The sequence below is a fragment of the Clostridium luticellarii genome, assembly GCF_002995845.1.
Classification (GTDB): Bacteria; Bacillota; Clostridia; order Clostridiales; family Clostridiaceae; genus Clostridium_B; species Clostridium_B luticellarii.
On record NZ_PVXP01000023.1, the window covers coordinates 1 to 23339 of the forward strand.

At 33.0% G+C, this 23339-nt stretch carries 22 protein-coding genes and 1 pseudogene; 16 read left to right on the plus strand and 7 right to left on the minus strand.

Features of this window, described 5'->3' with window-relative positions:
* Positions 1-463 precede the first annotated feature (463 nt).
* The 9 genes and pseudogenes from CLLU_RS09205 to fba all read left to right on the plus strand — a co-directional run bounded on the left by CLLU_RS09205 (position 464) and on the right by fba (position 10267).
* On the plus strand, positions 464-799 hold the full coding sequence (locus CLLU_RS09205; RefSeq protein WP_106009494.1) for a YnfA family protein: 336 nt from the start codon (positions 464-466) through the stop codon (positions 797-799).
* 209 nt (positions 800-1008) lie between these two features.
* On the plus strand, positions 1009-1710 hold the full coding sequence (locus CLLU_RS09210; protein ID WP_106009455.1) for a FadR/GntR family transcriptional regulator: 702 nt from the start codon (positions 1009-1011) through the stop codon (positions 1708-1710).
* A 110-nt stretch (positions 1711-1820) separates the two neighbouring features.
* A pseudogene (locus CLLU_RS19520) lies at positions 1821-3471 on the plus strand (IS1182 family transposase).
* Positions 3472-4006: 535 nt separating this feature from the next.
* Entirely contained in the window at positions 4007-4840 is an 834-nt protein-coding gene (locus CLLU_RS09220) for a transketolase (protein WP_106009456.1), read from the plus strand.
* A complete protein-coding gene (locus tag CLLU_RS09225; protein ID WP_106009457.1) occupies positions 4840-5772 on the plus strand; it encodes a transketolase family protein in 933 nt (310 codons plus the stop codon). The genes CLLU_RS09220 and CLLU_RS09225 overlap by 1 nt, the downstream gene beginning before the upstream one ends.
* A gap of 56 nt (positions 5773-5828) precedes the next feature.
* Positions 5829-6587 carry an SDR family NAD(P)-dependent oxidoreductase gene (locus tag CLLU_RS09230; RefSeq protein WP_106009458.1) on the plus strand — a complete coding sequence of 253 codons (759 nt, stop codon included), beginning with the start codon at positions 5829-5831 and terminating at the stop codon, positions 6585-6587.
* A gap of 333 nt (positions 6588-6920) precedes the next feature.
* On the plus strand, positions 6921-8246 hold the full coding sequence (locus CLLU_RS09235; RefSeq protein WP_106009459.1) for an MFS transporter: 1326 nt from the start codon (positions 6921-6923) through the stop codon (positions 8244-8246).
* A gap of 108 nt (positions 8247-8354) precedes the next feature.
* Positions 8355-9308: a 6-phosphofructokinase gene (gene pfkA / locus CLLU_RS09240; protein WP_106009460.1), complete on the plus strand. Its 954-nt coding sequence runs from the start codon at positions 8355-8357 to the stop codon at positions 9306-9308.
* A 29-nt stretch (positions 9309-9337) separates the two neighbouring features.
* The gene (gene fba / locus CLLU_RS09245; protein WP_106009461.1) at positions 9338-10267 is read left to right on the plus strand and encodes a class II fructose-1,6-bisphosphate aldolase; all 930 of its coding nucleotides are present in this window, start codon (positions 9338-9340) and stop codon (positions 10265-10267) included.
* 237 nt (positions 10268-10504) lie between these two features.
* Here fba and CLLU_RS09250 read toward each other — a convergent pair whose 3' ends face one another.
* Complete coding sequence (locus tag CLLU_RS09250; RefSeq protein ID WP_106009462.1) at positions 10505-10750, minus strand: hypothetical protein; 246 nt, start codon at positions 10748-10750, stop codon at positions 10505-10507.
* Between the two features lie 129 nt (positions 10751-10879).
* The gene (locus CLLU_RS09255) at positions 10880-12574 is read right to left on the minus strand and encodes a M3 family oligoendopeptidase (RefSeq protein WP_106009463.1); all 1695 of its coding nucleotides are present in this window, start codon (positions 12572-12574) and stop codon (positions 10880-10882) included.
* A 329-nt stretch (positions 12575-12903) separates the two neighbouring features.
* On the opposite strand from CLLU_RS09255, the gene CLLU_RS09260 reads away from it, so the two are divergent.
* Together CLLU_RS09260 and rlmH are read left to right on the plus strand one after the other, a co-directional pair.
* A complete protein-coding gene (locus tag CLLU_RS09260) occupies positions 12904-14022 on the plus strand; it encodes an ATP-binding cassette domain-containing protein (protein WP_106009464.1) in 1119 nt (372 codons plus the stop codon).
* A 15-nt stretch (positions 14023-14037) separates the two neighbouring features.
* Complete coding sequence (rlmH, locus tag CLLU_RS09265; RefSeq protein WP_106009465.1) at positions 14038-14517, plus strand: 23S rRNA (pseudouridine(1915)-N(3))-methyltransferase RlmH; 480 nt, start codon at positions 14038-14040, stop codon at positions 14515-14517.
* Between the two features lie 246 nt (positions 14518-14763).
* Here the strand turns inward: rlmH and CLLU_RS19605 are convergent, their stop codons facing one another.
* Positions 14764-14862, minus strand: coding sequence for a putative holin-like toxin (locus CLLU_RS19605; protein WP_017752159.1), 99 nt, complete (start codon positions 14860-14862; stop codon positions 14764-14766).
* 570 nt (positions 14863-15432) lie between these two features.
* On the opposite strand from CLLU_RS19605, the gene CLLU_RS09275 reads away from it, so the two are divergent.
* Together CLLU_RS09275 and CLLU_RS09280 are read left to right on the plus strand one after the other, a co-directional pair.
* The gene (locus CLLU_RS09275; protein WP_106009466.1) at positions 15433-15948 is read left to right on the plus strand and encodes a hypothetical protein; all 516 of its coding nucleotides are present in this window, start codon (positions 15433-15435) and stop codon (positions 15946-15948) included.
* Between the two features lie 200 nt (positions 15949-16148).
* Positions 16149-16964: an MBL fold metallo-hydrolase gene (locus CLLU_RS09280; protein WP_106009467.1), complete on the plus strand. Its 816-nt coding sequence runs from the start codon at positions 16149-16151 to the stop codon at positions 16962-16964.
* A gap of 179 nt (positions 16965-17143) precedes the next feature.
* Here the strand turns inward: CLLU_RS09280 and CLLU_RS09285 are convergent, their stop codons facing one another.
* Positions 17144-17956, minus strand: a complete 813-nt coding sequence (locus CLLU_RS09285) for a nitroreductase family protein (RefSeq protein WP_106009495.1) — start codon at positions 17954-17956, stop codon at positions 17144-17146.
* A 141-nt stretch (positions 17957-18097) separates the two neighbouring features.
* Here CLLU_RS09285 and CLLU_RS09290 point away from each other — a divergent pair, with 141 nt between their 5' ends.
* The 3 genes from CLLU_RS09290 to queF all read left to right on the plus strand — a co-directional run bounded on the left by CLLU_RS09290 (position 18098) and on the right by queF (position 20104).
* On the plus strand, positions 18098-18439 hold the full coding sequence (locus CLLU_RS09290) for a winged helix-turn-helix transcriptional regulator (RefSeq protein WP_106009468.1): 342 nt from the start codon (positions 18098-18100) through the stop codon (positions 18437-18439).
* Between the two features lie 673 nt (positions 18440-19112).
* Complete coding sequence (locus CLLU_RS09295) at positions 19113-19595, plus strand: QueT transporter family protein (RefSeq protein ID WP_106009469.1); 483 nt, start codon at positions 19113-19115, stop codon at positions 19593-19595.
* Between the two features lie 14 nt (positions 19596-19609).
* Positions 19610-20104 carry a preQ(1) synthase gene (gene queF / locus CLLU_RS09300; protein WP_106009470.1) on the plus strand — a complete coding sequence of 165 codons (495 nt, stop codon included), beginning with the start codon at positions 19610-19612 and terminating at the stop codon, positions 20102-20104.
* A gap of 74 nt (positions 20105-20178) precedes the next feature.
* Here the strand turns inward: queF and CLLU_RS19525 are convergent, their stop codons facing one another.
* From CLLU_RS19525 to CLLU_RS09315, 3 genes are all read right to left on the minus strand, one after another.
* A complete protein-coding gene (locus tag CLLU_RS19525) occupies positions 20179-20784 on the minus strand; it encodes a methyltransferase family protein (RefSeq protein ID WP_106009471.1) in 606 nt (201 codons plus the stop codon).
* Between the two features lie 138 nt (positions 20785-20922).
* Positions 20923-21561, minus strand: coding sequence for a response regulator (locus CLLU_RS09310; RefSeq protein WP_106009472.1), 639 nt, complete (start codon positions 21559-21561; stop codon positions 20923-20925).
* Complete coding sequence (locus tag CLLU_RS09315) at positions 21539-22720, minus strand: sensor histidine kinase (protein ID WP_106009473.1); 1182 nt, start codon at positions 22718-22720, stop codon at positions 21539-21541. The genes CLLU_RS09310 and CLLU_RS09315 overlap by 23 nt, the downstream gene beginning before the upstream one ends.
* Positions 22721-23339: the final 619 nt, after the last annotated feature.

Sequence of the window (23339 nt, forward strand, 5' to 3'; positions counted from 1 at the left end):
ATATTTACATTATAAATATTATGTAAATATACTATAAAGTAAACCAAATAACAAAAAATATATGACTTTTTTTATTTATTATACAATCTTGTAGTAACTTGTGCTGAAATAAAGGATGCTATTAGAATCCCTACGGCTAAAAGTCCGTATACCTTCATATTTATATTGGCAGGAATTTTTGTGGGAATTATAATAGCAGATGAGATAAAAAACTTATGGGTATAGTAGATCAATGTATTGCGAAGTAGGATCTTAATAAACAAAATCACTGGACATTTGAATAAGCAATAATGTATTATATAAATTGGTAATTATATATAATAATAGATTAAATATTTTCTTTATATTACCAGGGAAATTTTGAGAGTATAATTATTAAAATATAGTTTTTCCTGAGGTATGAATCAGGCAATTTTGGGGTCAAGATGGAGTTTGGCAGTTAAGAGTTAAGAGGGTGTTATTGGTGGAAATACTTAAATCAATATTTTATTTTATATTAGCAGGGTTATTTGAAATAGGAGGAGGATATTTCGTATGGCTGTGGCTCAGGGATGGTAAAAGCATATGGTACGGTTTAGCTGGAGCTGTAAGCTTAATAATTTATGGAGTAGTACCCACATTGCAACCACCAGGCGCTAGTTTTGGACGGGTATATGCAGCATATGGTGGAATATTTATCCTTCTTTCAATCCTATGGGGATGGAAAATAGATAATGTTGTTCCTGATAAGTTTGATTTAATTGGAGGAGCCATTGCGCTTATCGGAGTTTTAGTAATCATGTATTATCCAAGAGGATAATACATGATTTAATTCATTAATTCATCAAACTCACGTTATCATAAGTAATTTGTTCAGTAAGTAGACAAGTTACAAAAAATATAATATACTTTATATTATATTAAGAAAAAGTAAAAAGTATTAAATGATCTACTATATAAAGTTAAAAAATACACAAAATTATATTTGTAATATAAGCACGAATTATAATTTTTCTATGAGGTGATTACATGAGTTTTAATCCAGTATCGAGCAAAAAATTGTATTTACAAATTTACAATCAGATTCTTTCACAAATCCAATTGGGGGTATTTAAAATAGGTGACAAATTACCACCGGAAAGGGAGCTGTGCATACAGTTTAATGTAAGCCGTGCACCCGTTAGGCAGGCTCTGAGTGCTTTGGAACTGAATGGATATATTTATTCTCGTCAGGGAGAGGGTGTTTTTGTCATGAGTACTCAACCAACTATCGGTGATAATAAGTCAAACGCGGTACTGGAATCAGTGACTCCAGAAGAGATTGTTGAAGCAAGGATGAATATCGAGCCTATAATTGCTAAATTTGCAGCTGAGAGAGCTACAGATCAGGAAATTAAAAACATGCGGAAGATTGAAAAAAAGTTTGAAGAAGAGGCAAATAAGGGTATTTACAACCCGGAAACAGATCAAAAATTACACAATGAGATAGCAAAAGCTTCTCATAATGATTTGTTTATGAAATTTATAAGTGATATAAATAATGCTATGAAAGAGCAGGAAATGTGGACTTTCATTTGTGATAGAACTTTTACTAAACCGGAATACAGAGATATCAATGTAAATGAGCATAAGGCAATTGTCAAATCCATTGAAAATCACAATGGTGAAGAGGCAATGGAAAAAATGACCAAACACATGTATAAACTGTACGACAGATATTGGAAAGAATAAAAGGTATAATATGGGGCTGTCGCACTAAAAAATTAGTGCGGCAGTTTTTTATTATATAAAAAATAAATCTCTCACTCGGAAGGGTGAGAGATTTATGGCAAAATTAACATATGAGAAAATACATTAATCTACACAAAAATTATACTTCAATTAGTGGAAATTATCAATTAAAACTTCCGCTAAATATTGAGTACATGATTCCAGATGATGATTCGGTGCGTTTGCTAAGTCAATTTATTGAGGAGATGGATTTAACAGATTTGTATTCGATTTACTCCCGTATAAGGGAGAATCAGGCAACACCACATCAGATGCTTAAAATTGTACTTTATTCTTATATGAATCACAAATATTCATCGAGAGCAATGGAACAATCCTGTTATAGAGATGTTAACTTCATGTATCTTTTAGAAGGTTTACCTGTACCAGACCATTCTACATTTGCTAGATTCCGCAGTATTCATTTTGATCCATGTTCAGAAACAATCATGGCAGAAATGTCAAATTTCCTTTATGAGATTGGAGAAATATCAGGCGATGCTATATTTATTGATGGTACAAAAATAGAGGCTTGTGCAAACAAATATACTTTCGTTTGGAAAAAGTCAGTTTCAAAAAATTTAGCAAGGCTACTTTCTAAATTAGCTGATTTTGTAGCTGAATGTGAAGAAATGCATGGACTAAAACTTATATATGAAAATAGAGTAAAAATAAAACATGTAAAGAAGCTGCGCAAGAAACTTTATGCCTTGAAACATGAGGAAAATATAGAATTTGTACATGGGTGTGGTAAAAAAAACATCAATTCAACGTTCTATTGAAACGCTTGAGAAATATCTTAATAAGTTAAAAGAATATACACAAAAACTATATATCTGTGGTAAACGCAACAGCTATTCAAAGACAGACAAAGATGCAACATTTATGAAGATGAAAGAAGATGCCATGAAAAATGATCAGTTAAAGCCAGCTTACAATGTTCAACATGGAGTTAATTCTGAATATATAGTATGGCTTACTATAGGCGCTAAGCCTACAGATACAACAATGCTGATTCCATTTATAAAAAGCATGGAGAACTTCTTGTATTTTAAGTATTTTAAAATTACTGCAGATGCAGGTTATGAAAGTGAAGAAAACTATGTTTATGTTAAGGAGAACGGGCAGTTATCATATATTAAACCATCAAATTATGAGATATCAAAAACAAGAAAATATAAAAATGATATAAGCCGGATAGGAAATATGGAATACAACAAATTTGGTGATTATTATACTTGTAAAAATAATAAGAAGTTAACTGTAAATAGAATAATAAAAAGAAAGAGCAGAACTGGTTATGTAAGTGAAAAAACAATTTATACATGTGAAGATTGTAGTAACTGTGAGTACAAAAGCAAATGTATAAAAGGGCACAACAGCAAAACCCCATTAGAAGAAAGAACTAAAAATCTTGAAACCTCAAAGCTGTTCAACATGCTTCACAAAGAAAACCTTGAAAGAATTATAAGTGAAGAAGGTTGTGAACTAAGAATGAATCGAAGTATTCAAGCAGAAGGTTCTTTTGGAGAGATAAAACAAGATGTGGGTTTTCGTAGATTTCTAAGCAAAGGTAAAAGGAATGTTTTGTCTGAAAGTATTCTATTGGCAATGGCACATAATATAAATAAGCTGCATAATAAAATTCAGTCAGATAGAACTGAAACTCATCTTTTCTTACTTAAAAAAATGCCTAATTTTGAAATCTTAAAAACTTTTTGAATTAAAAAAAAGCCTTAAAGTGAAGGCTTATTAAAGTATGCCATTTTCTAATTATTGAACTTATTGGGACTTAAAATATCATAAAACTTCTTATAAGATACTAAAAAAGCGCTGCCGCATTAGCTTATTTTTTTATGCTAATGCGACAGCCCCTTCTTTTTGATGACGTTTTTGGTTGATAAATTATTTTTCTGATTGTATTTTAAATATCCGCGGGTATAAAATTGTTAATAATGTTCTTGAAAATACCATATAATTTCTTCAGTATTTTTCTCTAGGGAAACCTCTCTTTTAACTCCAAAGGAAAGCTTATTGGCTAAGAAATTCATAATAATAATTTATCCAAGTTTTGTTCTTATCGTGGTAGAAAAATTTTTTTGGCTTCGAAGAAGAAGAAACATATTTCAAAGTCGGTATCATTTTGATTTTTAAAAAATTTATTATTGACAGAAATTGAATTCAGAGTATAATAAAATTATAAGTTAACTTAGTAGACAAGTACACAAGCGGATAAATATTTAACGAGGTGATTGATGTGAAGGATATAAGTGTTGAGGAATTAAAACAAAAAGCTATTGAGCTCAGGAAAACAGCCCTTACTATGATTTATGAAGCAGGATCTGGGCACCCAGGTGGTTCCCTATCTTCAGCTGATATAGTAGCGGCACTTTACTTTAAGGAAATGAATATTGATCCTAAAAATCCTAATTGGGATGATCGTGACAGATTTATTTTATCTAAAGGCCATGTTTGTCCAATTCAGTATGCGGCATTAGCATTACAGGGATTTTTCCCATATGAAACTATACACACCTTAAGAAAGTATGGATCAATCCTTCAAGGACATCCAAACATGAATAAGTGTCCAGGAATAGACATATCTACAGGATCCTTGGGACAAGGTCTTTCCGTAGGAGTTGGTATGGCCATTGCTGGCAAACGTGATAAAAAGGATTACAGGGTCTTTGTTATAGTGGGGGATGGAGAAAGTCAAGAAGGACAGATATGGGAGGCAGTTGAAACTGCAGTTAAATATCAATTAGATAATTTGGTTGTATTTGTTGATGATAATGGACTTCAATGTGATGGTGCTTGTAAAGATATTATGCCAAGTCAAGATATAGAAAAGAAATTTAATGCATTTGGTTTTGAAACAAAAAGAATTAATGGACATTCTATGGAGGAGATAGTTGAAACTTTGGGCCATATAAGGGAAGCAAAGAATGATAAACCTAAATGTATTGTAATGAATACTGTGAAGGGCAAAGGAGTATCGTTTATGGAAAATGTAGCTTCATGGCATGGAGTTGCTCCTAATGATGAAGAATATAAACAAGCTATGGAAGAATTAGAGGGAGGTTTAAAGTAATGAGTATGATGAAAAAAGCAACAAGACAGGCTTTTGGAGACGAAATATTAGCATTGGGAAAAAAGAATAAAAATATATATGTTGTTGATATAGACATTGGTAAATCATGTAAGACTGGAGAATTCTCAAAGCAGTTAGCTAATCAACATATAAATGTTGGCATAGCTGAGCAAAATGCTTGTGGAGTTGCTGCAGGCCTTGCTACAACAGGAAAGATACCATTTATAAGTACATATGCCATATTTGGTTCTTTAAGAATGGGTGAGCAGATAAGACAAGAGGTTTGTTATCCAAACCTAAATGTGAAAATTGCTTGTTCTCACGGTGGACTTACTCCTGCTAATGATGGTGCCAGCCACCAGTGTATAGAAGATATGGGAGTCCTTAGAACTTTTCCAAACATGACAGTAGTTATGGGTGCTGACTATTATTCTGCTAGAAAGCTAATACAACAAGCAGCAGAAATTTATGGACCTGTATATCTTCGTTTTACAAGAGATGCTATTCCAGTGATATATGGTGAAGATGAAGAGTTTACAATAGGCAAAGCAAAGAAGATAAAAGAGGGAAAAGATATAGCTATTATTGCTAATGGAGATACTGTGTGTCTAGCATTAGAAGCATCCAAAGAATTAGAAAAGGAAGAAATTTCTGTAAAGCTATTAGATATGCATACAATTAAGCCTTTAGATAGAGAGGCAGTAGTTGAATGCTTGAATATTGGAAAGATAATTACTGTTGAAGACCATAACGTTATAAATGGCCTAGGAAGTGCAGTGTGTGAAGTAGTTGCAGAGGAAGGAAAAGGCAAGGTAGTCAGAATAGGGGTCCAAGATCAGTTTGGACAATCTGCACCTTACGAAAAGCTTATGGAGATTAACGGAATTACCGTAGCTAATATAATAAAAACAGCTAGAAAAATGTTAAAGTAACAAAAGATTATAAAAATATAGCAATATGTTAAATAAATTATGAGGAGAGATAAATTATGTTTGAATTAAACGAGAGGGTAGCAATAGTAACAGGAGTTGGTTCACCAAAGGGGATAGGACGTACTATCGCATTGACACTTGCAAAGCAGGGAGCTGCAGTTGTTATAGCAGATTTGAATACTGCAGGTATAGAGGATACTGTAAAGGCTGTTAAAAAGGCTGGAGGAAAAGCTCTAGGCGTAACATTGGATGTTACAAGCAAGCAATCAAATGAAGCCATGGTAGAGAAAGTTATTGCAGAATATGGAAGAATAGATATCCTTGTAAACAATGCAGGTATCTCACAAAAAGTTACTGTTGAGGATATGACATTGGATGATATGAAAAGAATATTCGGCGTAAACGTGTTCGGGTTATTTTTATGTACTCAAGCTGTAATGAAAGTCATGAAGAAACAAAAATATGGCAGAATAATAAGTCTTTCTTCAGTATCAGGCAAGAGAGGCGGTGGAATATTTGGCGGTGCACATTATTCAGCATCAAAAGCTGCAGTATTAGGATTCTCAAAGAACCTTGCCCGCGAGGTATCACCTGATGGAATAACAGTAAACAGTGTTGCTCCAGGACTTATTAACACAGAAATATGGAAATCGCTTCCAAAAGAACAGGCCGATGCAATTATTGGGAATATACCTATGGGAAGACCAGGGGAAACACAGGAAATTGCATCGACGGTTGCTTTCCTTGCTTCAGAGGAAGCTTCATATATAACAGGTGAGGATATAGACATCAACGGTGGACAGCACATGGATTAATCTATAAAGTTTCTGTGATAATTATAGCATAGGATATCTGGTCGAATACTAAGATATCCTATATTATAAAAGTAATATTCTTAATAATTTTTTATCAAATTTATGTTCTTATATTAAAATGATAAAATGAATTTTCAAAATTATTATTTTAGTGTAATGGTAATCGTTTGCTAAGTACATTAGAATCGCATTAAACTTATATTTTGAAGTAAATAAAATTGTATTAGGGTAGAAGTGAAGAAAATATATATTCAATTGGATTAACAGAAAATAAAGACATTTGATGAAAAACTAGAAAAAGTTACAGAGTTATTAATTTTTGGAGGTGTTATTGTGGACGTAAAACAAATTGAGGCTTCAACGGTTAGAAAAGTTACATTAAGGCTAATTCCATTTCTGTTCATATGCTTTGCAATATCAATAATGGATAGAGTAAATATTGGATTTGCTGCATTGACAATGAATGCAGATCTTGGTTTTTCAAGTGCTGTTTATGGCTTTGGGGCTGGAATATTCTTTATAGGGTACTTTATATTTGAGGTACCAGGAAGCGCAATGATGACTAAATGGGGAGCGAGAAAGTGGATTGCAAGAATAATGATTTCCTGGGCATTTATTGCAGCGATTATGTCTCTTATAAAAACCCCAATGCAATTTTATATAGTTAGGTTCCTTTTAGGAGCGATGGAAGCTAGTTTTTATCCATGCATGGTATGGTATTTAAGCAATTTCTATCAGAGTAAGAACCATGCAAAAGCTATAGCAGGATTCATGCTTGCAATACCGACGGCCAATGCGATAGGTTCTCCAATAGCAACTGTATTGTTGGGTATAAATATATTTGGACTAGCAGGATGGCAGAGTCTGTTCATATTGGAAGGTGTACCATGCCTGATCTTAGGTATAGTGTGCTTATTCTACCTTGATGACAAAATTGAAAATGTAAAGTGGCTGACGAAAGAAGAATTAGCTTGGCTTATAGATGTTACAACAAAAGAAAAACTTCAGAAAGAGAAAGCAAAACGTTATACATTCATAGATGCTTTAAAGGATAGGGATGTTCTGGTAATGTCCCTGGGCTATTTTTGCTGGATGACAGGTTATTACGGAATAAATATGTTTCTTCCGACTATTACTAAAGGAATGTCTGCATCATTTAAACTCAGTACTATGGGTTTAGGATGGCTTGTAGGGGCCATGTATCTTTGTGCTATGATTGTTATGTATCTTGTTGGCAATCATTCTGACAAGACAAATGAAAGACGTTTTCATGTTTTGGGATGTTTAGTAATAAGTGCAATAGCCATGGCAGTAAGCATTTATGTTGCCAAATTCAGTGTAATAGGAGCATTTTTATTATTAACTATTTCTGTATGCGGAGCATTTGGCTCATATTCACCATTCTGGGCAATCCCACCTTCATTCTTAACTGGTGCAGCAGCAGGTGGCATAGCTCTTATAAACAGCATAGGTAACCTTGGAGGATTTTTTGGACCATACATTGTTGGATATATTAAAGATATGACAGGTTCCTTTAATGCAAGTATGATATTCCTTGCAGTTGTGTTAGCATTAGGTGGCATTATTATTGGGTTTCTAATTAAGGCCTCAGGTAAAGTTGTGGTCCTTGATAAGGAAAGAAGAAATACTTTAATATAAATATCAAGTAGCGAAATAAAATTTTGACAGTTGGATCGAAATAGCTGAAGAAATTATTGAAAATTTGAATAAGTCAAATTTAGATAAAAGAGAGTGATATGAGAGATAATGAAAAGATTAGGTGTTTTGACAAGTGGAGGAGATGCTCCGGGAATGAATGCTGCAATAAGAGCGGTAGTTAAATCAGCAAATCATTATGGAATAGAAGTTTTAGGAATAAAGCATGGGTATAAAGGATTGATAAATGGTGAGGTAATACTTCTAGGAGGTCATGAAGTCGATAGAATCGCAGAAAAAGGGGGAACAATACTAAAAACTGCCAGATGCTCTGAATTCATGGAGGAGCAGGGAAGGCGAAGTGCTTTGGAAACTATAAAGAGACTTAGCATAGAAGGGTTAGTTGTGATTGGGGGAGATGGTTCCTTTAATGGAGCAGAAAAGCTCAGCAGGCTAGGAGTCAATGTTGTAGGACTTCCTGGGACAATAGACAATGACTTAGCTTATACTGAGTACTCCATAGGATTCGATACGACTTTAAATACTGTTATGGATTGTATAGATAAAATAAAAGATACGGATTCCTCTCATGAAAAAACAACTATTGTAGAGGTTATGGGAAGATACTGTGGGGATCTGGCGTTGTATTCTGCTTTAGCTGGTGGCGGCGAGATAATATCTACCCCTGAAAGAAAATTGAATTTTGACACTATATGTTTAAAATTGGAAGATAACATCAATAAAGGTAAACTTGATAACATAATAATAATAACCGAAAGAATGTATAATATAGAAGAACTTGAAAAATATATACAGAAAAAGCTGAATATCGCTGTAAGAAGTACAGTTTTGGGATATGTACAGAGAGGCGGAAAAGCATCAGTTTTTGATAGAATTTTAGCAAGTAAAATGGGTGTTAGAGCTGTAAAATTGCTGAGACTGGGAGAAACATGCAGAGCCGTAGGAATCAGAAACAATAAAATAATAGATGTGGATTTTAAAAGAGTAAATTGTATAGATTCAGCTAAAGATAAAGAATATGATCTTTTAAATCAGCTCTTGTAAAATTATATTATTAGGAAGGTGGTATTGATATGGCATTAGTTACTACAAAGAAAATGTTTGAAAAAGCTTACAAAGGCAAGTATGCTATAGGAGCTTTTAATGTTAACAATATGGAAATAATACAGGGGATTGTAGAGGGAGCCAGGGCTCAAAAATCACCTGTGATTCTCCAGGCCTCGAAGGGAGCATTGAAATATATAGGTCCTAGGTATTTGAAAGCAATGGTGGATGCTGCTGTAGCGGATACGGGGATAGATATCGCTTTGCACCTAGATCATGGGCCAGATTTAAACACAGTAAAAATATGTATAGAAAACGGATTTACATCTGTAATGTTTGATGGTTCCCGCTATGATTATGAAGAAAATGTAAGGAAGACCAGAGAAGTTGTTAAGTATGCTCATGCTTGTGGTGTAGTTGTAGAAGCTGAACTGGGAGTGCTTGCTGGAGTAGAGGATAATGTTCAAAGTAATATGAATATATACACTGATCCGGATCAGGCTGTTGATTTTGTTAATAGTACAGACGTTGATTCACTGGCCATAGCTATAGGAACATCACATGGAGCTTTTAAGTTCCCGGTGAATTTTAAGCCACAACTAAAATTTGATATATTAGAGAAAATTCAATCAAAGTTGCCGGGATTTCCAATAGTCCTTCATGGGGCTTCAGCTGTTGATCCAGATACAATTGAAGTTTGTAACAAGTATGGTGCAAAAATAGCTGGTGCAAAGGGGATTCCAGTAGAAATGTTAAGAAAAGCGTCTTCAATGGCTGTATGCAAAATTAATATGGATACAGATTTAAGGCTTGCAATGACTGCAGGAATAAGAAAAGTTCTAGTAGAAAAACCATCTGAAATAGATCCAAGGAAATATTTAGGTGCAGGAAGAAATTTGATAAAGGAACTGGTCGAGAAAAAAATAGGCGGTGTTCTAGGTTCAAGCAATACATTATAAATATTTTGAGATGGGGGTGCGGACATTTTCTTGGACCAGCTAAGTTGCAAATCCAAGGTTTTGTCTGCACTCCTTAGAATTCAGATTTCCTAATGATACTTTTATCCATTATTTCAATCCATCCAGGTCATCTGTAATCGACTAAAGAAAAGGAATTATTCCCTCTTTCCCGTCTAAGTAAAGTGCAATCACACTCACCCCGCCATGCTCTGTAGTACACCTGTATACTTGTCTATATTATTTACAATAAGCCATAATTTTAATCACTCTCTCATTAATTTTTGTGCCTTGAGCACAGCGAAAGGAATGGTAGTTTATATGGAGAACACGGACTTGAAAAGGCCATGCCAATGCTGCAATTGCCGTATTTATGCTGGCTGCAGAATCAGGTGTGCATATTGTACCTTTTATGAAAAATGTTCTTGATACCAGAGATCCGGATTTCATTTCATACAAGGTTGCAGTGTTAATTGGGGGAATCATTTTATATCTGCTGATGACATTCTTCTCGTATCTGAAATCCGCCAGATCTTTTGAAAAATTGGACCTGTAAGTATATTTTGAAAATGAAGAAACACCAGAGTAAAATTTTACTCTGGTGAAATTTTAAAATCACAGTTTTTTGTCATCTATTAAATTGAACCAGCCATTTATGGAGTTCATGATTGAATCTATGCATCCATCTTCGAAAGGAGATCTAAGGTTAGCCAGTTTTACCAGTTCCAAAAAGGACTTTGTGCCTCCGACTTTGCATATATTTATATAATCATTCCAGGCGTATTTTCTGTTGTCCATGGCTTTCTTCCAGAATTGAAGAGCACATATCTGCGCCAGCGTGTAATCTATATAGTAAAAAGGCACATTGAATATATGGGACTGCTGGAACCACCAGCCGCCTCTTTCAAGAAAATCACATCCCGTATAATTTTTATGGGGAAGATATTTCTTTTCTATGCTCCTCCAGGCTCTTTTTCTGTCTTCGGGAGATGCCTCCGGGTTCTCATACACGTAGTGCTGGAATTCGTCCACCGTAACACCGTAGGGAATAAACTTTACAGCACTTTCGAGATGGGCGAATCTGTATTTATCCGCATCTTCTTTAAAGAACAGTTTCATCCAGGGCCAGGTAAAAAACTCCATGCTCATTGAATGTATTTCACAGCTTTCGTAGGTTGGAAAAATACATTCGGGAATGTCAATCCATCGTGACATATAAGTCTGAAAGGCATGCCCTGCCTCATGAGTCAAAACATCCACATCTCCTGAAGTGCCATTGAAATTTGAAAATATAAAAGGTGCCTTGTAATCAGGTATATAGGTGCAGTATCCGCCGCCGGCCTTACCTTCTTTGGTTACAAGATCCAAAAGCTCTTCTTCCAGCATGAAATTGAAAAATTCACCGGTTTCCTCGGATAATTCAGAGTACATTTTGCGGGCATTTTCAACTATCCATTCCGAACTTCCTTTAGGTCTGGCATTTCCCGTGGTGAATTCAAAATTTTCATCATAATAAGCAAGCTTGTCAAGGCCAAGTCTTTTTTCCTGTCTTTTATAGAGATTTGAAGCAGCGGGTACAAGATATTTTTCCACCTGCTTTCTGAAGTTTGCCACCATTTCAGGAGTGTAGTCACTTCTTTTCATTCTTATATAACCCAGTTCCACAAAATTTTTGAAACCTAGTTTTTTGGCAATGCTATCTCTGATTTTTACCAGATCATCGTATATCTTGTCAATTTCGTCTTCATGATCAGCAAAAAATTTATATTTGGCATCTGAAGCATTTTTTCTCACCTCTCTGTCTCTGCTCTGCATGAAAGGTGTCAATCCGGAAAGGTTTCTGGTCTCACCCATAAAGGGAATCTTTGCGGAAGCCAGCAATTTTGTATATTGTGAAGAGAGGGTATTTTCCATCTGCAGGTCTTCTATAACTTTTGGTGAAAAAGCTTTCAGGGAAAATTCCGCCAGAGTGAAAAATTGCTTTCCAAGCTTTTCTTCCAATTCTTTTCTGAATTTTGAATGAACAAGCTCTTTATAGAAGGAAAAATCAAGTTCATCATATAATGGTGAGTATTTATCCCAGTAGTTTTGTTCTTTATCATAGTACTTATCCTCTGTATTTATGCTGTGTCTTATTTCAGCAAGAGTTCCCATGGTCTGCAGGTGATTCCTGATTTGGTTTATGTGATTTGTACAATCAAGCTGTTTTTCACAGCTGTCAGAGATTTTAAGTTCATGCAGTAGAGAACTAATTGATGCTTTGATTTTCTCATAGTCTGGTCTTTCGTATTTAAATTCATCGAATTTCATTTAAATAAACCTCCAATACAAATTGAGCTTATTAATATTATAGTATATATGGATGAATTTTCAAAATAGGTAATTTGATGTTTGAAATCAAATCTGATAAAATATAAATAAATATAATGAAAGGGCAAGGTATGTGATTAATGAAGAACAACTAATTCAGCTTTTGAATCAGATGAATTTTAATTTTAGAGGCCAGAGGCCTTTATTTTGCTGGATTAGTTTAAATGAAACAACAATATCATGATGCTGCAGCTGCAGTGTATTGTTTTGTACTTGTTTTTTTATTTATCTTTCCGGCTTTATGTTATGTGTAAAGGAGAGATTTTTTTATGCTTATTTTAGAGGCTTGTGATTTCAAAAAATATTATGGTGACAGACTAATTCTTTCTTTAAAGAGTTTAACTGTAAAAAGTGGAGATAAAATAGGAGTTGTAGGAAGAAATGGTGCAGGCAAAAGTACTTTTTTAAATATACTGGCAGGAGAAGTGAAAGAAGATGAAGGTATTGTGAAAAGGTACTGTTCCATTTCATATATAAAACAATTTTCCAATGAAAATATAACAGCTTATGGCAGGATATTGAAGGAATTTGAAGTTGAGAAAAAAGTTGATGCTGAAAAAGTAAGCGGCGGCGAACGAACCAAACTCAACATTGCGGCGGCACTTAGCAGGGAAGGGGAGCTGCTTCTTGCAGATGAACCTACCTCAAATTTGGATTATAGAAGTATCTGCATTTTGAAAAGTAAACTTCAGAAAATAGAAACTTTTATATTGATAAGCCATGACAGAGAATTGATGGATTCACTGTTAAATATTATAGCCGGCAAATCCGGATTAATATACAAGGTGCCCAGAGCGACAATAGGATATCTTTATCAGGATTTTGCAAATCTTGAGGGTGATAAAAGTATAATTGAAAATGTAATGGAAACTTCCGTTCAGGATGAAGGGGCAGTTAGAACCATCCTGGCAAGACTATTGTTTACAGGGAATGATGTATATAAAAAAGTCTCTCTGCTCAGTGGAGGAGAAAGGATAAAAGCCTCTTTTGCAAAATTATTTGTTTCCGGGGCAAATGTACTTCTTCTTGACGAACCTACCAATTATCTTGATCTTCAGTCCATTGAAGCTCTTGAAGATGTCCTTAAGATTTATGAGGGAACAGTTGTATTTGTGTCCCATGACAGTAAATTTATAAATTTCACTGCGGACAGAATGATATTATTGAAAGATGGTAAGATAACTGAATTTGATGGAAATTTGAAAGAATTTGAGGAACATCAGAAGTTGAAAAAGGGCAGTGAAGAGCATAAAATGGAGAAATCAGTTTTGCAGATGAAACTTACTGAAATTATATCAAGAATGTCACTGCCGGGCAGCGATAAGGAAATGCTTGAAGTGGAATATAAAGATGTTTTAAATAGATTAAAAAGCTTAGATAAAAAATAATATAATGGAGAGAATATGAATATTACAATAATTTCTGTGGGAAAATTGAAGGAAAAATATTTAAAAGATGCAGCAGCGGAGTATTCAAAAAGACTTTCTAGATACTGTAAACTGAATATCATTGAAGTCATGGATGAAAAAACTCCGGAAAGTGCTTCAGAAAAAGAAGAGGACATGATAAGGGAAAAGGAAGGCAAAAAGATATTGAAATATTTAAAGGAAGGCAGTTATGTAATAGCTCTTGACTTAAAGGGAAGTATGATGTCCTCGGTGGAATTTGCCCATAAGGTGCAGAAGCTTGCACTAGAGGGAAACAGCAGCATAATTTTTATGATTGGAGGTTCTCTGGGTATTTCTGAGGAAATTTTACAGAAATCAAATTGTAAATTGTGTTTTTCTAAAATGACTTTTCCACATCAGCTTTTCAGGATAATGCTTCTGGAGCAGATTTATAGAGCTTTTAAGATACTGAGAGGAGAACCTTACCACAAATGACGGAGGTTTTTTGTGGAATGTGTTGATATGAGCGGATTAAGAAGCTATACTAAAGATAATGCTTAATAAAAGTTTTATGAAAATATGATTTTAAATCATAAAATGTGTTATAATATAAATACAAAGAGAGAAAATAAAAACAGGATGCTGCTAACATCCTGTAGTGTACAATCTGGTTGCTTAGGCAACTGGTATAACTATTTAATGTTTATATAAAATAGTAGTCTCCATTTGCGGACGGGGCTACTATTTTTTTATTTCTTTAATAAGTAATACTATAAATGTTAACAGTGAAATGAGGAATAATCCTGCCTCAAAAAGTAACATTAAGATGTCATTACTCATTGTATCACCTCCCTTCAAAAGGGATGAGTGATACCAGTAGCCCACATGCAACCTATTTGATTGTACCAATAAATTATAACATGTATGATGTTTTAATTCTATAGTTGGTATTATCTGCTACTTCAAATATATATTGTAAAAAAGAAAAACATTTGTTGGTGAGTCAATGAATGCTTTATTTTTCATGTTAGAATCAGGAGATAGTTCACTTTCAGGAATAGCCTGAATATGAAAAGAATATTCTTAAAGATATATAATCCAGTGAATGTAAAAATATATGTAATAGATGATTTGGAGCACACTATGATGATGGAGGTCTGTGAATATTAACATTAAATAATTAAATATCATTTTTCATATCTAAAAAAGTGCTGGTATGTTGATAATGATGATATTCGAGGTGTTAAAAGGGGTACCTAATGTTGTCATTCCTTGACGATATATCTGTATAAATATGAATATGCAAAAGAGCTATTAAAAAATGATATAATCTATCTATAAATTAATTTACAGTAGTAAATTATTGTGGAGCAAAGATTATAATAATTCTTTAGGAGGGTGTATAGGCTAATGGATGAAACGAATTATACTGAGATAATTAAAGACCAAACAAAACGCGCTTTATGGAGTATAAACAATGTTATGGATTGTGTATCTGATGAATATTGGAATAAAAATTATTGTGATATGCCTTTATGGAAACATATTTACCATACATTACATTCCTTGGATATGTGGTATATAAATCCAAGAAAATATTCGGAACCGTCATTTCATATTAAGGACTTAAATAATTTGGATGTTAAAACAGATAAAGTATTATCAAGAAATGAATTAAAACACTATTTTCAATTAATTGAAGAGAAAATAAATCAGTATCTTAATAGTATAACAGATGATATACTTCTTACAAAGCCTGAAAACTGTGAATGGACAAGGTTTGCATTAATTCTTGCACAACATAGACATTTACATAGCCATATGGGAATGATTATGGGATTTATTATTGCTGAGACAGGATTATGGCCCAGAGTTTTAGGATTAGAAGATGAGATCCCAACTAGTGAGTATAATTTATATTTTTAATAATTATGATATATACTGGCGAATCAGTATGGAATTTTCTCAAAATGCGAAACAAAGATTATTTAAAAGTAATATACAGATAAATATAATAATTTGTAGAGAAGGTGAAGTTGTGAAGATATTTTTACGAATGCATCCAAGAAATCGCTTATCCTCTGTGCAACTATAAAATTATTACTGTACAGAGGAGTGTATATTAAATGAATAGATTAAATAAACCAGTTTTTACAAAAGGAACAATTAGGGAAATGGAAGATATGTCATTTTTCATATATGCTAAGATTTTTGATGATTTGCTAATTGTTGCACAAAAGCAGACAAACTGTTTTGTATTGAAAACAAGTGATGGGCTGATAGTAATAGATGCTATTTGGCCGGTAAAAGAAGCTTTTGAGGCAATAATAGATTCCATTGAAGATGTTGGCTGGAATCCCGCTGCAATAAAAAAACTGGTTTTGACACATGGACATGTTGATCATACTGGATGCGGGAAATGGTTTGTTGAAAGATATCATGCTGATACCTATCTTTCTAAAATAGATGATATTTTTTGGAATGAATATCCCACAAAACCTGATAGACCGGAAACGTGGAAAGATTACAAAATTAATGTTTATATCCAGGATGGTGATACCATAACATTAGGTGATAAGACGATATATGTTTATGGTACTCCTGGTCATACTCCGGGAGGATTAAGCTACATGTTCCCTGTAAAAGAAAAAGGAGAAACTCACATGGCAGCATTATGGGGAGGAACGACACCACCATGGACAAAGAACGAAGTGAAACAATATCTCAAGTCATTGGATTACTTTATAAGTGAAGCAATTTGTAGAAAAGTAGATGTGGCTTTAAGTAATCATACAGCTATAGATAATGGATTGGAACGTATTATGTATTCAAAAAAAAGATTGGACTACATGCCCAATATTTATATCATCGGACAGGATGGATTCCAAAATTATTGTCAGGTATTTCGTACATTGAGTTATGAGATGCTGGAAAAATTATAAACATAACCTGAAGTCAGCAAATTCAAGTTTGTATAATTTATAATATAAAAATTTTGGGTTAAAAATCAAGCATAGATTTATTCAAGTACCAAGAAAATAAGCACTATCGTCACTATAAAAAATAGGATACAGTGATGGTAGTGCTTTTTCAAGTCTAAATATTTTTTAACTTTAGAATATCATTCAATGAAATTAACTTCTAGTGGATTTCTATTAACTAATCTCTGAAATTTATATTTTGGATATCCAACCATGACAGCACCCGTTATTATTGTATCTTGAGGAATATTAATCAAATCTAATAGAGGTGCATATTCCGCAAAAGCACACATCTCAAATAGTCCGGCCCAGCAGCTTCCTAGTCCTAAAGAGGTTGCAAAAAGCTCCATATATGTAAACTGTGAAATTGTATTTTGTCTGCCGTTTTTTAAATCTTTAGAAGCAGTTCCCAAAATTAAACTGGGTGCATCCCGTAGTATTACATCGTTCCTATTTTCCTTATAATCTTTAACATGAGCAGAAAAACTCCAGTATCCTGATGACTTAGTTGCTTGTTCTTCCATCCACTCCATTACAGTGTCTGTTAATTTTCTAAGCAATTCTTTATTTTTAATAATAATATATGAAATTCCCTGGCTATTACTTGCCGTAGGGGCAAGTCTTGCAATATTAACTAATTTTATAAGCTTTTCTTTTTCTACAGGTATGTCTTTATAACAGCGAATTGATCTGCGTGATCTAAGAAATTTTTCAGCTGCTAATTCATTTATTACAGGAAATTTTTCTAATTTAGCTTGATCTTTTAAAGGAGTCTTCATATTATCAATTGCACTATTAGGGCATACTGCAGTACACTGTCCACAACCGATACAAACTTTTTCAACGACCTCTCTTGGCCCATTTTCATCCATATGTAAAAATTTTGTTGGACACACTTTTGTACAAATTCCACATTTAGTACATTTCTCTTTGTTTATCTTAATTAATTTCACCATCTACGCCTCATTTTTGTTTAAAATTTGTATACGAAAGTTACTTACATTATAATAATATACATCAATGTAGAACATAACAAGTACGCACTTATAAGTGCTATAGTAACCATTTGTATACTATTTAAGGAGGTGTTCCCAATGATAAAATATAAAAATACAGAATACCAATGTTCCATGGAATTAACTTTAAATATAATAGGTGGAAAATGGAAGCCAATTATTCTTTGGTATTTGAGCAGCAATACTCTAAGGTTTGGAGAATTAAAAAAGAAAATGCCTAAAATAACACAAAAAATGCTTGCACAGCAGCTTAAGTCACTTGAAGAAAATGGACTTGTTAATAGATTTGTATACAATGAAATACCACCTAGAGTAGAGTATTCTCTTACCTATATCGGAAAAACTCTTATTCCAATTTTAGAAAATCTATCTGAATGGGCACATGAATATATAAATACAAATAAATCACAATGTCTTTAAATATACTCATCAGTGAATAGAATACCCGTAATATATAAATATTCATATCATTTCAAACTGTTGATTTTTTCTGTTATAGTGGTAAAATATAGGTGTACCACCAGTGAAGGTTTTCCTAAAAGATTGACATTTAAACGATTACGTAACCCTAACCTACGAGAGCCCCTTAACCCGCTAGGGGCTCTCTTTTCCTTGTTACGAAAAGTTTTCTATTGTACAATATATATGGCATGATATAATGTGCTCTAATCATATCTTAAATTGTGTTTCTTAACTAAGTTAAGGAGCTAATCATTTTTTTGATTGGCTCCTGTATATTTTTGCCTTCAAAAATAATTTAAATGATACTATGAAATTTTACATTTGATGCCATTTTCTATATTTATTTTCTGCTTTTTTAATTACAGCGTTCTGGGTAAAATTAAGAATGTTTTTAACTGCTTTGTATTATTATACATAATGCCCTGTTATAGTACAACTGCAGAAAATCTATTTATAAAGTTCTTGATTTCAGATATTTTATGATATATAATGATGAAAGTAAAATTGAAAAAGACAGTTCGGAACCATCCTGTCTTTAAACAAAACTAGGGGTATGGATTATTTAATAATCCTTTTAAAAAAGCACCTAGGTGCTTTTTATTTTTGTATTTACCTCTGGATTGGGGGAAAAATGGAAAACAGAAAAGTTTTTAGTACAAGAAAGATTGCAATATCGGGAATAGTAATTGCATTATATGCTATACTAATGTACTTTACCCAGGGATTTGCATTTGGTCAGTACCAGATAAGGATAGCTACAGCACTATATTCATTAAGTGCACTTGCTCCTTACTTGATAGTTCCTCTTGGAATTGGAAATATGATCAGCAATACGATTATGGGTGGAATGGGAATTTATGATATATTGGGGGGATTTTTAGTAGGTGTTATAACAAGTACGTTTACCTATTTGATAGAGCGTGTACATTTTAATCGATGGTTTATGATTATACCGCTTGTTTGCGGGCCTGGGCTTATTGTGCCGATATGGCTGTCAAAAATATTAAATGTGAACTATACCATACTTGCTGTAAGTTTGTGTATAGGTCAGATTATACCTGCTATTGCAGGAGTACTGCTTGTTAAACATCTAGAGAGTAAAATAAAATTTTGATTGGAGTTGATAATATGAATGATAGGGAGAATGAATTGAAAGGCTCTACTGTTCTGGGCAAAGAAAATGTAAGCTACAAGTTTGATTATGATCCGTCGATCCTTAAAACGTTTGTTAATAAACACAGGGATAACGATTATTTTGTTAAGTTCAACTGTCCTGAATTCACAAGCCTTTGCCCCATAACCGGCCAGCCGGATTTTGCATCTGTTTATATTTCCTATGTGCCGGACAAGCTGATGGTAGAAAGCAAGTCACTTAAACTTTATCTTTTTAGTTTTAGAAATCATGGAGATTTTCATGAGGACTGCATAAACATAATAATGAAGGATCTTATAAAGCTTATGTCTCCAAAATACATAGAAGTACAGGGAAAATTTTTTCCAAGGGGAGGAATTTCAATTGATCCTTATACGAACTATGGTAAAAAAAGTACGCCATGGGAGCGTGTTGCTGTCAAAAGGCTTTATTATCATGATCTTTATCCCGAAAAGATTGATAATAGATAAATTATTTTTATTTGCCGCCTTAATAGGAAAAACTATGAATGTCAAAGGCGAAATGCGGGATAAAGCTACTTATTTTAAAATATGAATGGTATTATTTTCCATGTACTTTTAATATAATCGAGATATTCATTGCCAAATGAATTTATAAGAGTTTTCTCTTCAATTTTTATTCGATATCCATATACAATTGAGATTATGACTAGGGCAGTTAATATAGATGTTATGGATCTAATTGAAATTGAGATTCCCACAAGTGTGAGTATAGTTCCTGTATATGCTGGATGTCTTATTAATTTATATGGACCATTTTTTACAATGGATTGTTTGGATTCTATTATGACAGAAAGTGAGAAAAACCTTCTCAGTGCAAAAACCGCCCAGCATCTTATAATAATTCCAGTCAGCATAAAAATTATTCCAATAAAGAAAAAAGAGTGCGGTAAAATTAAATTTAACTTGTTCCTGAATAAAAAACTAAAATAGATACAGGCATAAATTCCAATTACAATTGAAAAAAAAGAACCTTTGTCTTTAAATTTTTTGCTGCTTTTCCTGAAAAATGATTTATGGAAAGTGAGTACAAAAATTACACATTCGGCAGTCAACCATATGCAGAAAATGTCCTGGAAGATATTGTGTTCAAATGTGCTTGAAAAAAATCTATAACCAAATAAATTCATGCTATTAAAATCCTCCCTGATATATTTCTAATAACAATTATCATTATAATTTCTGTGTTTAAAATTGGAAGGTGAATTAAGTAATAATTTGCAAAAAAATAGACTATATACAATGACTAAAGTCATATATATAATCTATCATTTTTTTATGAAAAGAGCTGACAGTTGAGTTCTTCTCTTTAAATTTAATTTTCTTAGAATATTTGATATGTAATTTTTTACTGTGCCTTCGGAAATAAAAAGCTCATTTGAAATTTGGCTGTTGCTTTGTCCTTTTATTACAAGTTTTAATACTTCAATTTCTCTTTTAGTCAATAGATCAAAAATTTTATCCTTAAAGGATGTATCATTGGCATCTGTGGGAGTTAGGGCTGATATAAGTTTGGGAGTTACACTGGGATCAAACATCATTTTGTTATTGTAAGCTTCTTTTATGCTTTTTATAATGTAATCAATCTCACTGTCTTTTAAAATATAACCGCTTATGCCATTTTTAATTCCATTGAACAGGTACTCGTCCTCGTTAAAAGTTGTCAAAATTATTATTTTAATATTGGGATATCTTGCTTTTACAATGCGGGATGTTTTTATTCCGTCCATTTTTGGCATCCTTACATCCATTAAAATTACATCTACAATGTATTTGCTTAAATTTTTTAGTACATCACAGCCGTTTTCAGCTTCGCAAACTATTTCTATTTCGGAGTCAAGGCTTAATATCTTTTTAAGCCCTTCTCGAACTATAATCTGATCGTCAGCTATCATTACTTTTATCATCTATAATTACCTCCGGTATTGAAGCTGTTATAGTAAATCCTTTATTGGGGGAGGTTATAAAATTTATGGTTCCATTAAAAGTTTTAAATCTGTTTTCAATTCCGGCAAGCCCCTCCGATTTGATTATGCAGCTGCAGCCATCCCCATTATCTTTAATTATAAGCTTGATAGTATTTCTTATCAATTTAATGGAAATAAATATTTTGGCTGAATTTCCATGCTTTAAACTATTTGTTATGGATTCTTTTATTGTTGAAATCAAGATATTCTTTATTGCAATTGATGATTTTTCTATATTGTTATCATAATTAAGTGTTATTTTTATAATATTCAATTTGTTGAATTTGGAGATTATTGATGTTATTTCATTATGAAGGCTGAAATTTTCATCAAGTTTTCTGAGATTGTATACAGTTTCCCGTAAACTTTGAATACTTTTGCTTATTAGGGATTCTAATTCGTTTATTTCATGATTTATTTTTTCCCTGTCTTTTATTGCTTTGATGTATTTTACATTCATAGAGAGAGCCATGAGTGAATGGCCGAGAGAATCATGCAGCTCCTGGGATATTCTATTTCTCTCGTTTAAAACAAGATGTTCTCTTTCTTTAAATGAATAGTCGATTAAAGAACAATTCAGCATCTTTAGATTATTCATTTCATATCTGTATTCATGAATGCAGATATATACAAATAAAACCATAATATATACAAAACTGCAAAATACATAAGATGATACATCTGTGTAGAAGGGGATTTTGTTTATTAGAATGTTATCCACCAGCAAATACAGCATAAATCCTGACATATGACAGAAAATGAGTGCTCTTCTTGTTTCACGGCTGTCAAATTCAAATACATTATCCAGTATGAAAAAATAATAAAATAATATGAAATTGTTGTTTGAATTTAAAAGCAGGAGTATTACACTCAATGCCATGCAGAATGCAAGGAAAATCAATGCTTTCTTTTTGCTGTATTTCATGGTGTTAAATTGCATATATGTAAGTATAAACTGTACTATAACTAAAACTATAAAAATCATATCGGCGGGATATAATTTATTTGCGTATAATAACCTGGGTATTACAGATAAAATCAGCAGTAAATATAGGAACTTGGATTTTATCAAATTCCATAATTTTAATATTTTATTCATTTGCAAACTCTTTTCCTATTTTAATTTATATGGATTAGCACAAGCTAATTCTAATAAATTGATTATGCTTCTAGTATACATCCTTATATATACGTTGTATAGAGGGCTGCTTAGCCAAGGTGGATGTTCAATAAAAATCATGGAGGGCTTTTTATTATTGACTGTTTGAGATATGAAGAGTATTATTATTTCTATAGATTGATAATGAGAATTATTATCAATATATGTATATATTTTATCCGAACGCTATCATTGCTAATACTTCCAGCGCACTCTGTGAAAGCGACTGTCATCAAATCAAAGATTTGGGACATCTGCTTTTCTCAAAGTGGGAGATAAGCACTGCTATGCGCCTGGATAAGGTGATTCTTAGGTTCGCAGTAATTTGCTTATGAGAAAAACCTTTTTCAAGAACCTTAGAAGAGCCAATCCAGTGGCGTAACAGTACTTAACCTATCAGTTGTAAACTGGGAGATTTAGAACTGGCAGCCATTGGATAAGTTCTGCCCCTAAAGGATAACGTATTCTAAGTGCTGAAGACACTAAGAATACTGTTAATAAGGTTCAGGTGGAGAAAAGTATTCCTTATAAGCAAACTCCATCTGAACCTAAGAATCAC

Coding starts and splice junctions, on each gene's coding strand:
- CLLU_RS09210 (WP_106009455.1), top strand. CDS start 1,009: ATGAGTTTTAATCCAGTATCGAGCAAAAAATTGTATTTACAAATTTAC.
- CLLU_RS09225 (WP_106009457.1), top strand. CDS start 4,840: ATGAGTATGATGAAAAAAGCAACAAGACAGGCTTTTGGAGACGAAATA.
- CLLU_RS09230 (WP_106009458.1), top strand. CDS start 5,829: ATGTTTGAATTAAACGAGAGGGTAGCAATAGTAACAGGAGTTGGTTCA.
- pfkA (WP_106009460.1), top strand. CDS start 8,355: ATGAAAAGATTAGGTGTTTTGACAAGTGGAGGAGATGCTCCGGGAATG.
- fba (WP_106009461.1), top strand. CDS start 9,338: ATGGCATTAGTTACTACAAAGAAAATGTTTGAAAAAGCTTACAAAGGC.
- CLLU_RS09250 (WP_106009462.1), bottom strand. CDS start 10,750: ATGATTCCCCCAATTAACACTGCAACCTTGTATGAAATGAAATCCGGA.
- CLLU_RS09255 (WP_106009463.1), bottom strand. CDS start 12,574: ATGAAATTCGATGAATTTAAATACGAAAGACCAGACTATGAGAAAATC.
- CLLU_RS09260 (WP_106009464.1), top strand. CDS start 12,904: ATGCTTATTTTAGAGGCTTGTGATTTCAAAAAATATTATGGTGACAGA.
- rlmH (WP_106009465.1), top strand. CDS start 14,038: ATGAATATTACAATAATTTCTGTGGGAAAATTGAAGGAAAAATATTTA.
- CLLU_RS19605 (WP_017752159.1), bottom strand. CDS start 14,862: ATGAGTAATGACATCTTAATGTTACTTTTTGAGGCAGGATTATTCCTC.
- CLLU_RS09275 (WP_106009466.1), top strand. CDS start 15,433: ATGGATGAAACGAATTATACTGAGATAATTAAAGACCAAACAAAACGC.
- CLLU_RS09280 (WP_106009467.1), top strand. CDS start 16,149: ATGAATAGATTAAATAAACCAGTTTTTACAAAAGGAACAATTAGGGAA.
- CLLU_RS09290 (WP_106009468.1), top strand. CDS start 18,098: ATGATAAAATATAAAAATACAGAATACCAATGTTCCATGGAATTAACT.
- CLLU_RS09295 (WP_106009469.1), top strand. CDS start 19,113: ATGGAAAACAGAAAAGTTTTTAGTACAAGAAAGATTGCAATATCGGGA.
- queF (WP_106009470.1), top strand. CDS start 19,610: ATGAATGATAGGGAGAATGAATTGAAAGGCTCTACTGTTCTGGGCAAA.
- CLLU_RS19525 (WP_106009471.1), bottom strand. CDS start 20,784: ATGAATTTATTTGGTTATAGATTTTTTTCAAGCACATTTGAACACAAT.
- CLLU_RS09310 (WP_106009472.1), bottom strand. CDS start 21,561: ATGATAAAAGTAATGATAGCTGACGATCAGATTATAGTTCGAGAAGGG.
- CLLU_RS09315 (WP_106009473.1), bottom strand. CDS start 22,720: ATGAATAAAATATTAAAATTATGGAATTTGATAAAATCCAAGTTCCTA.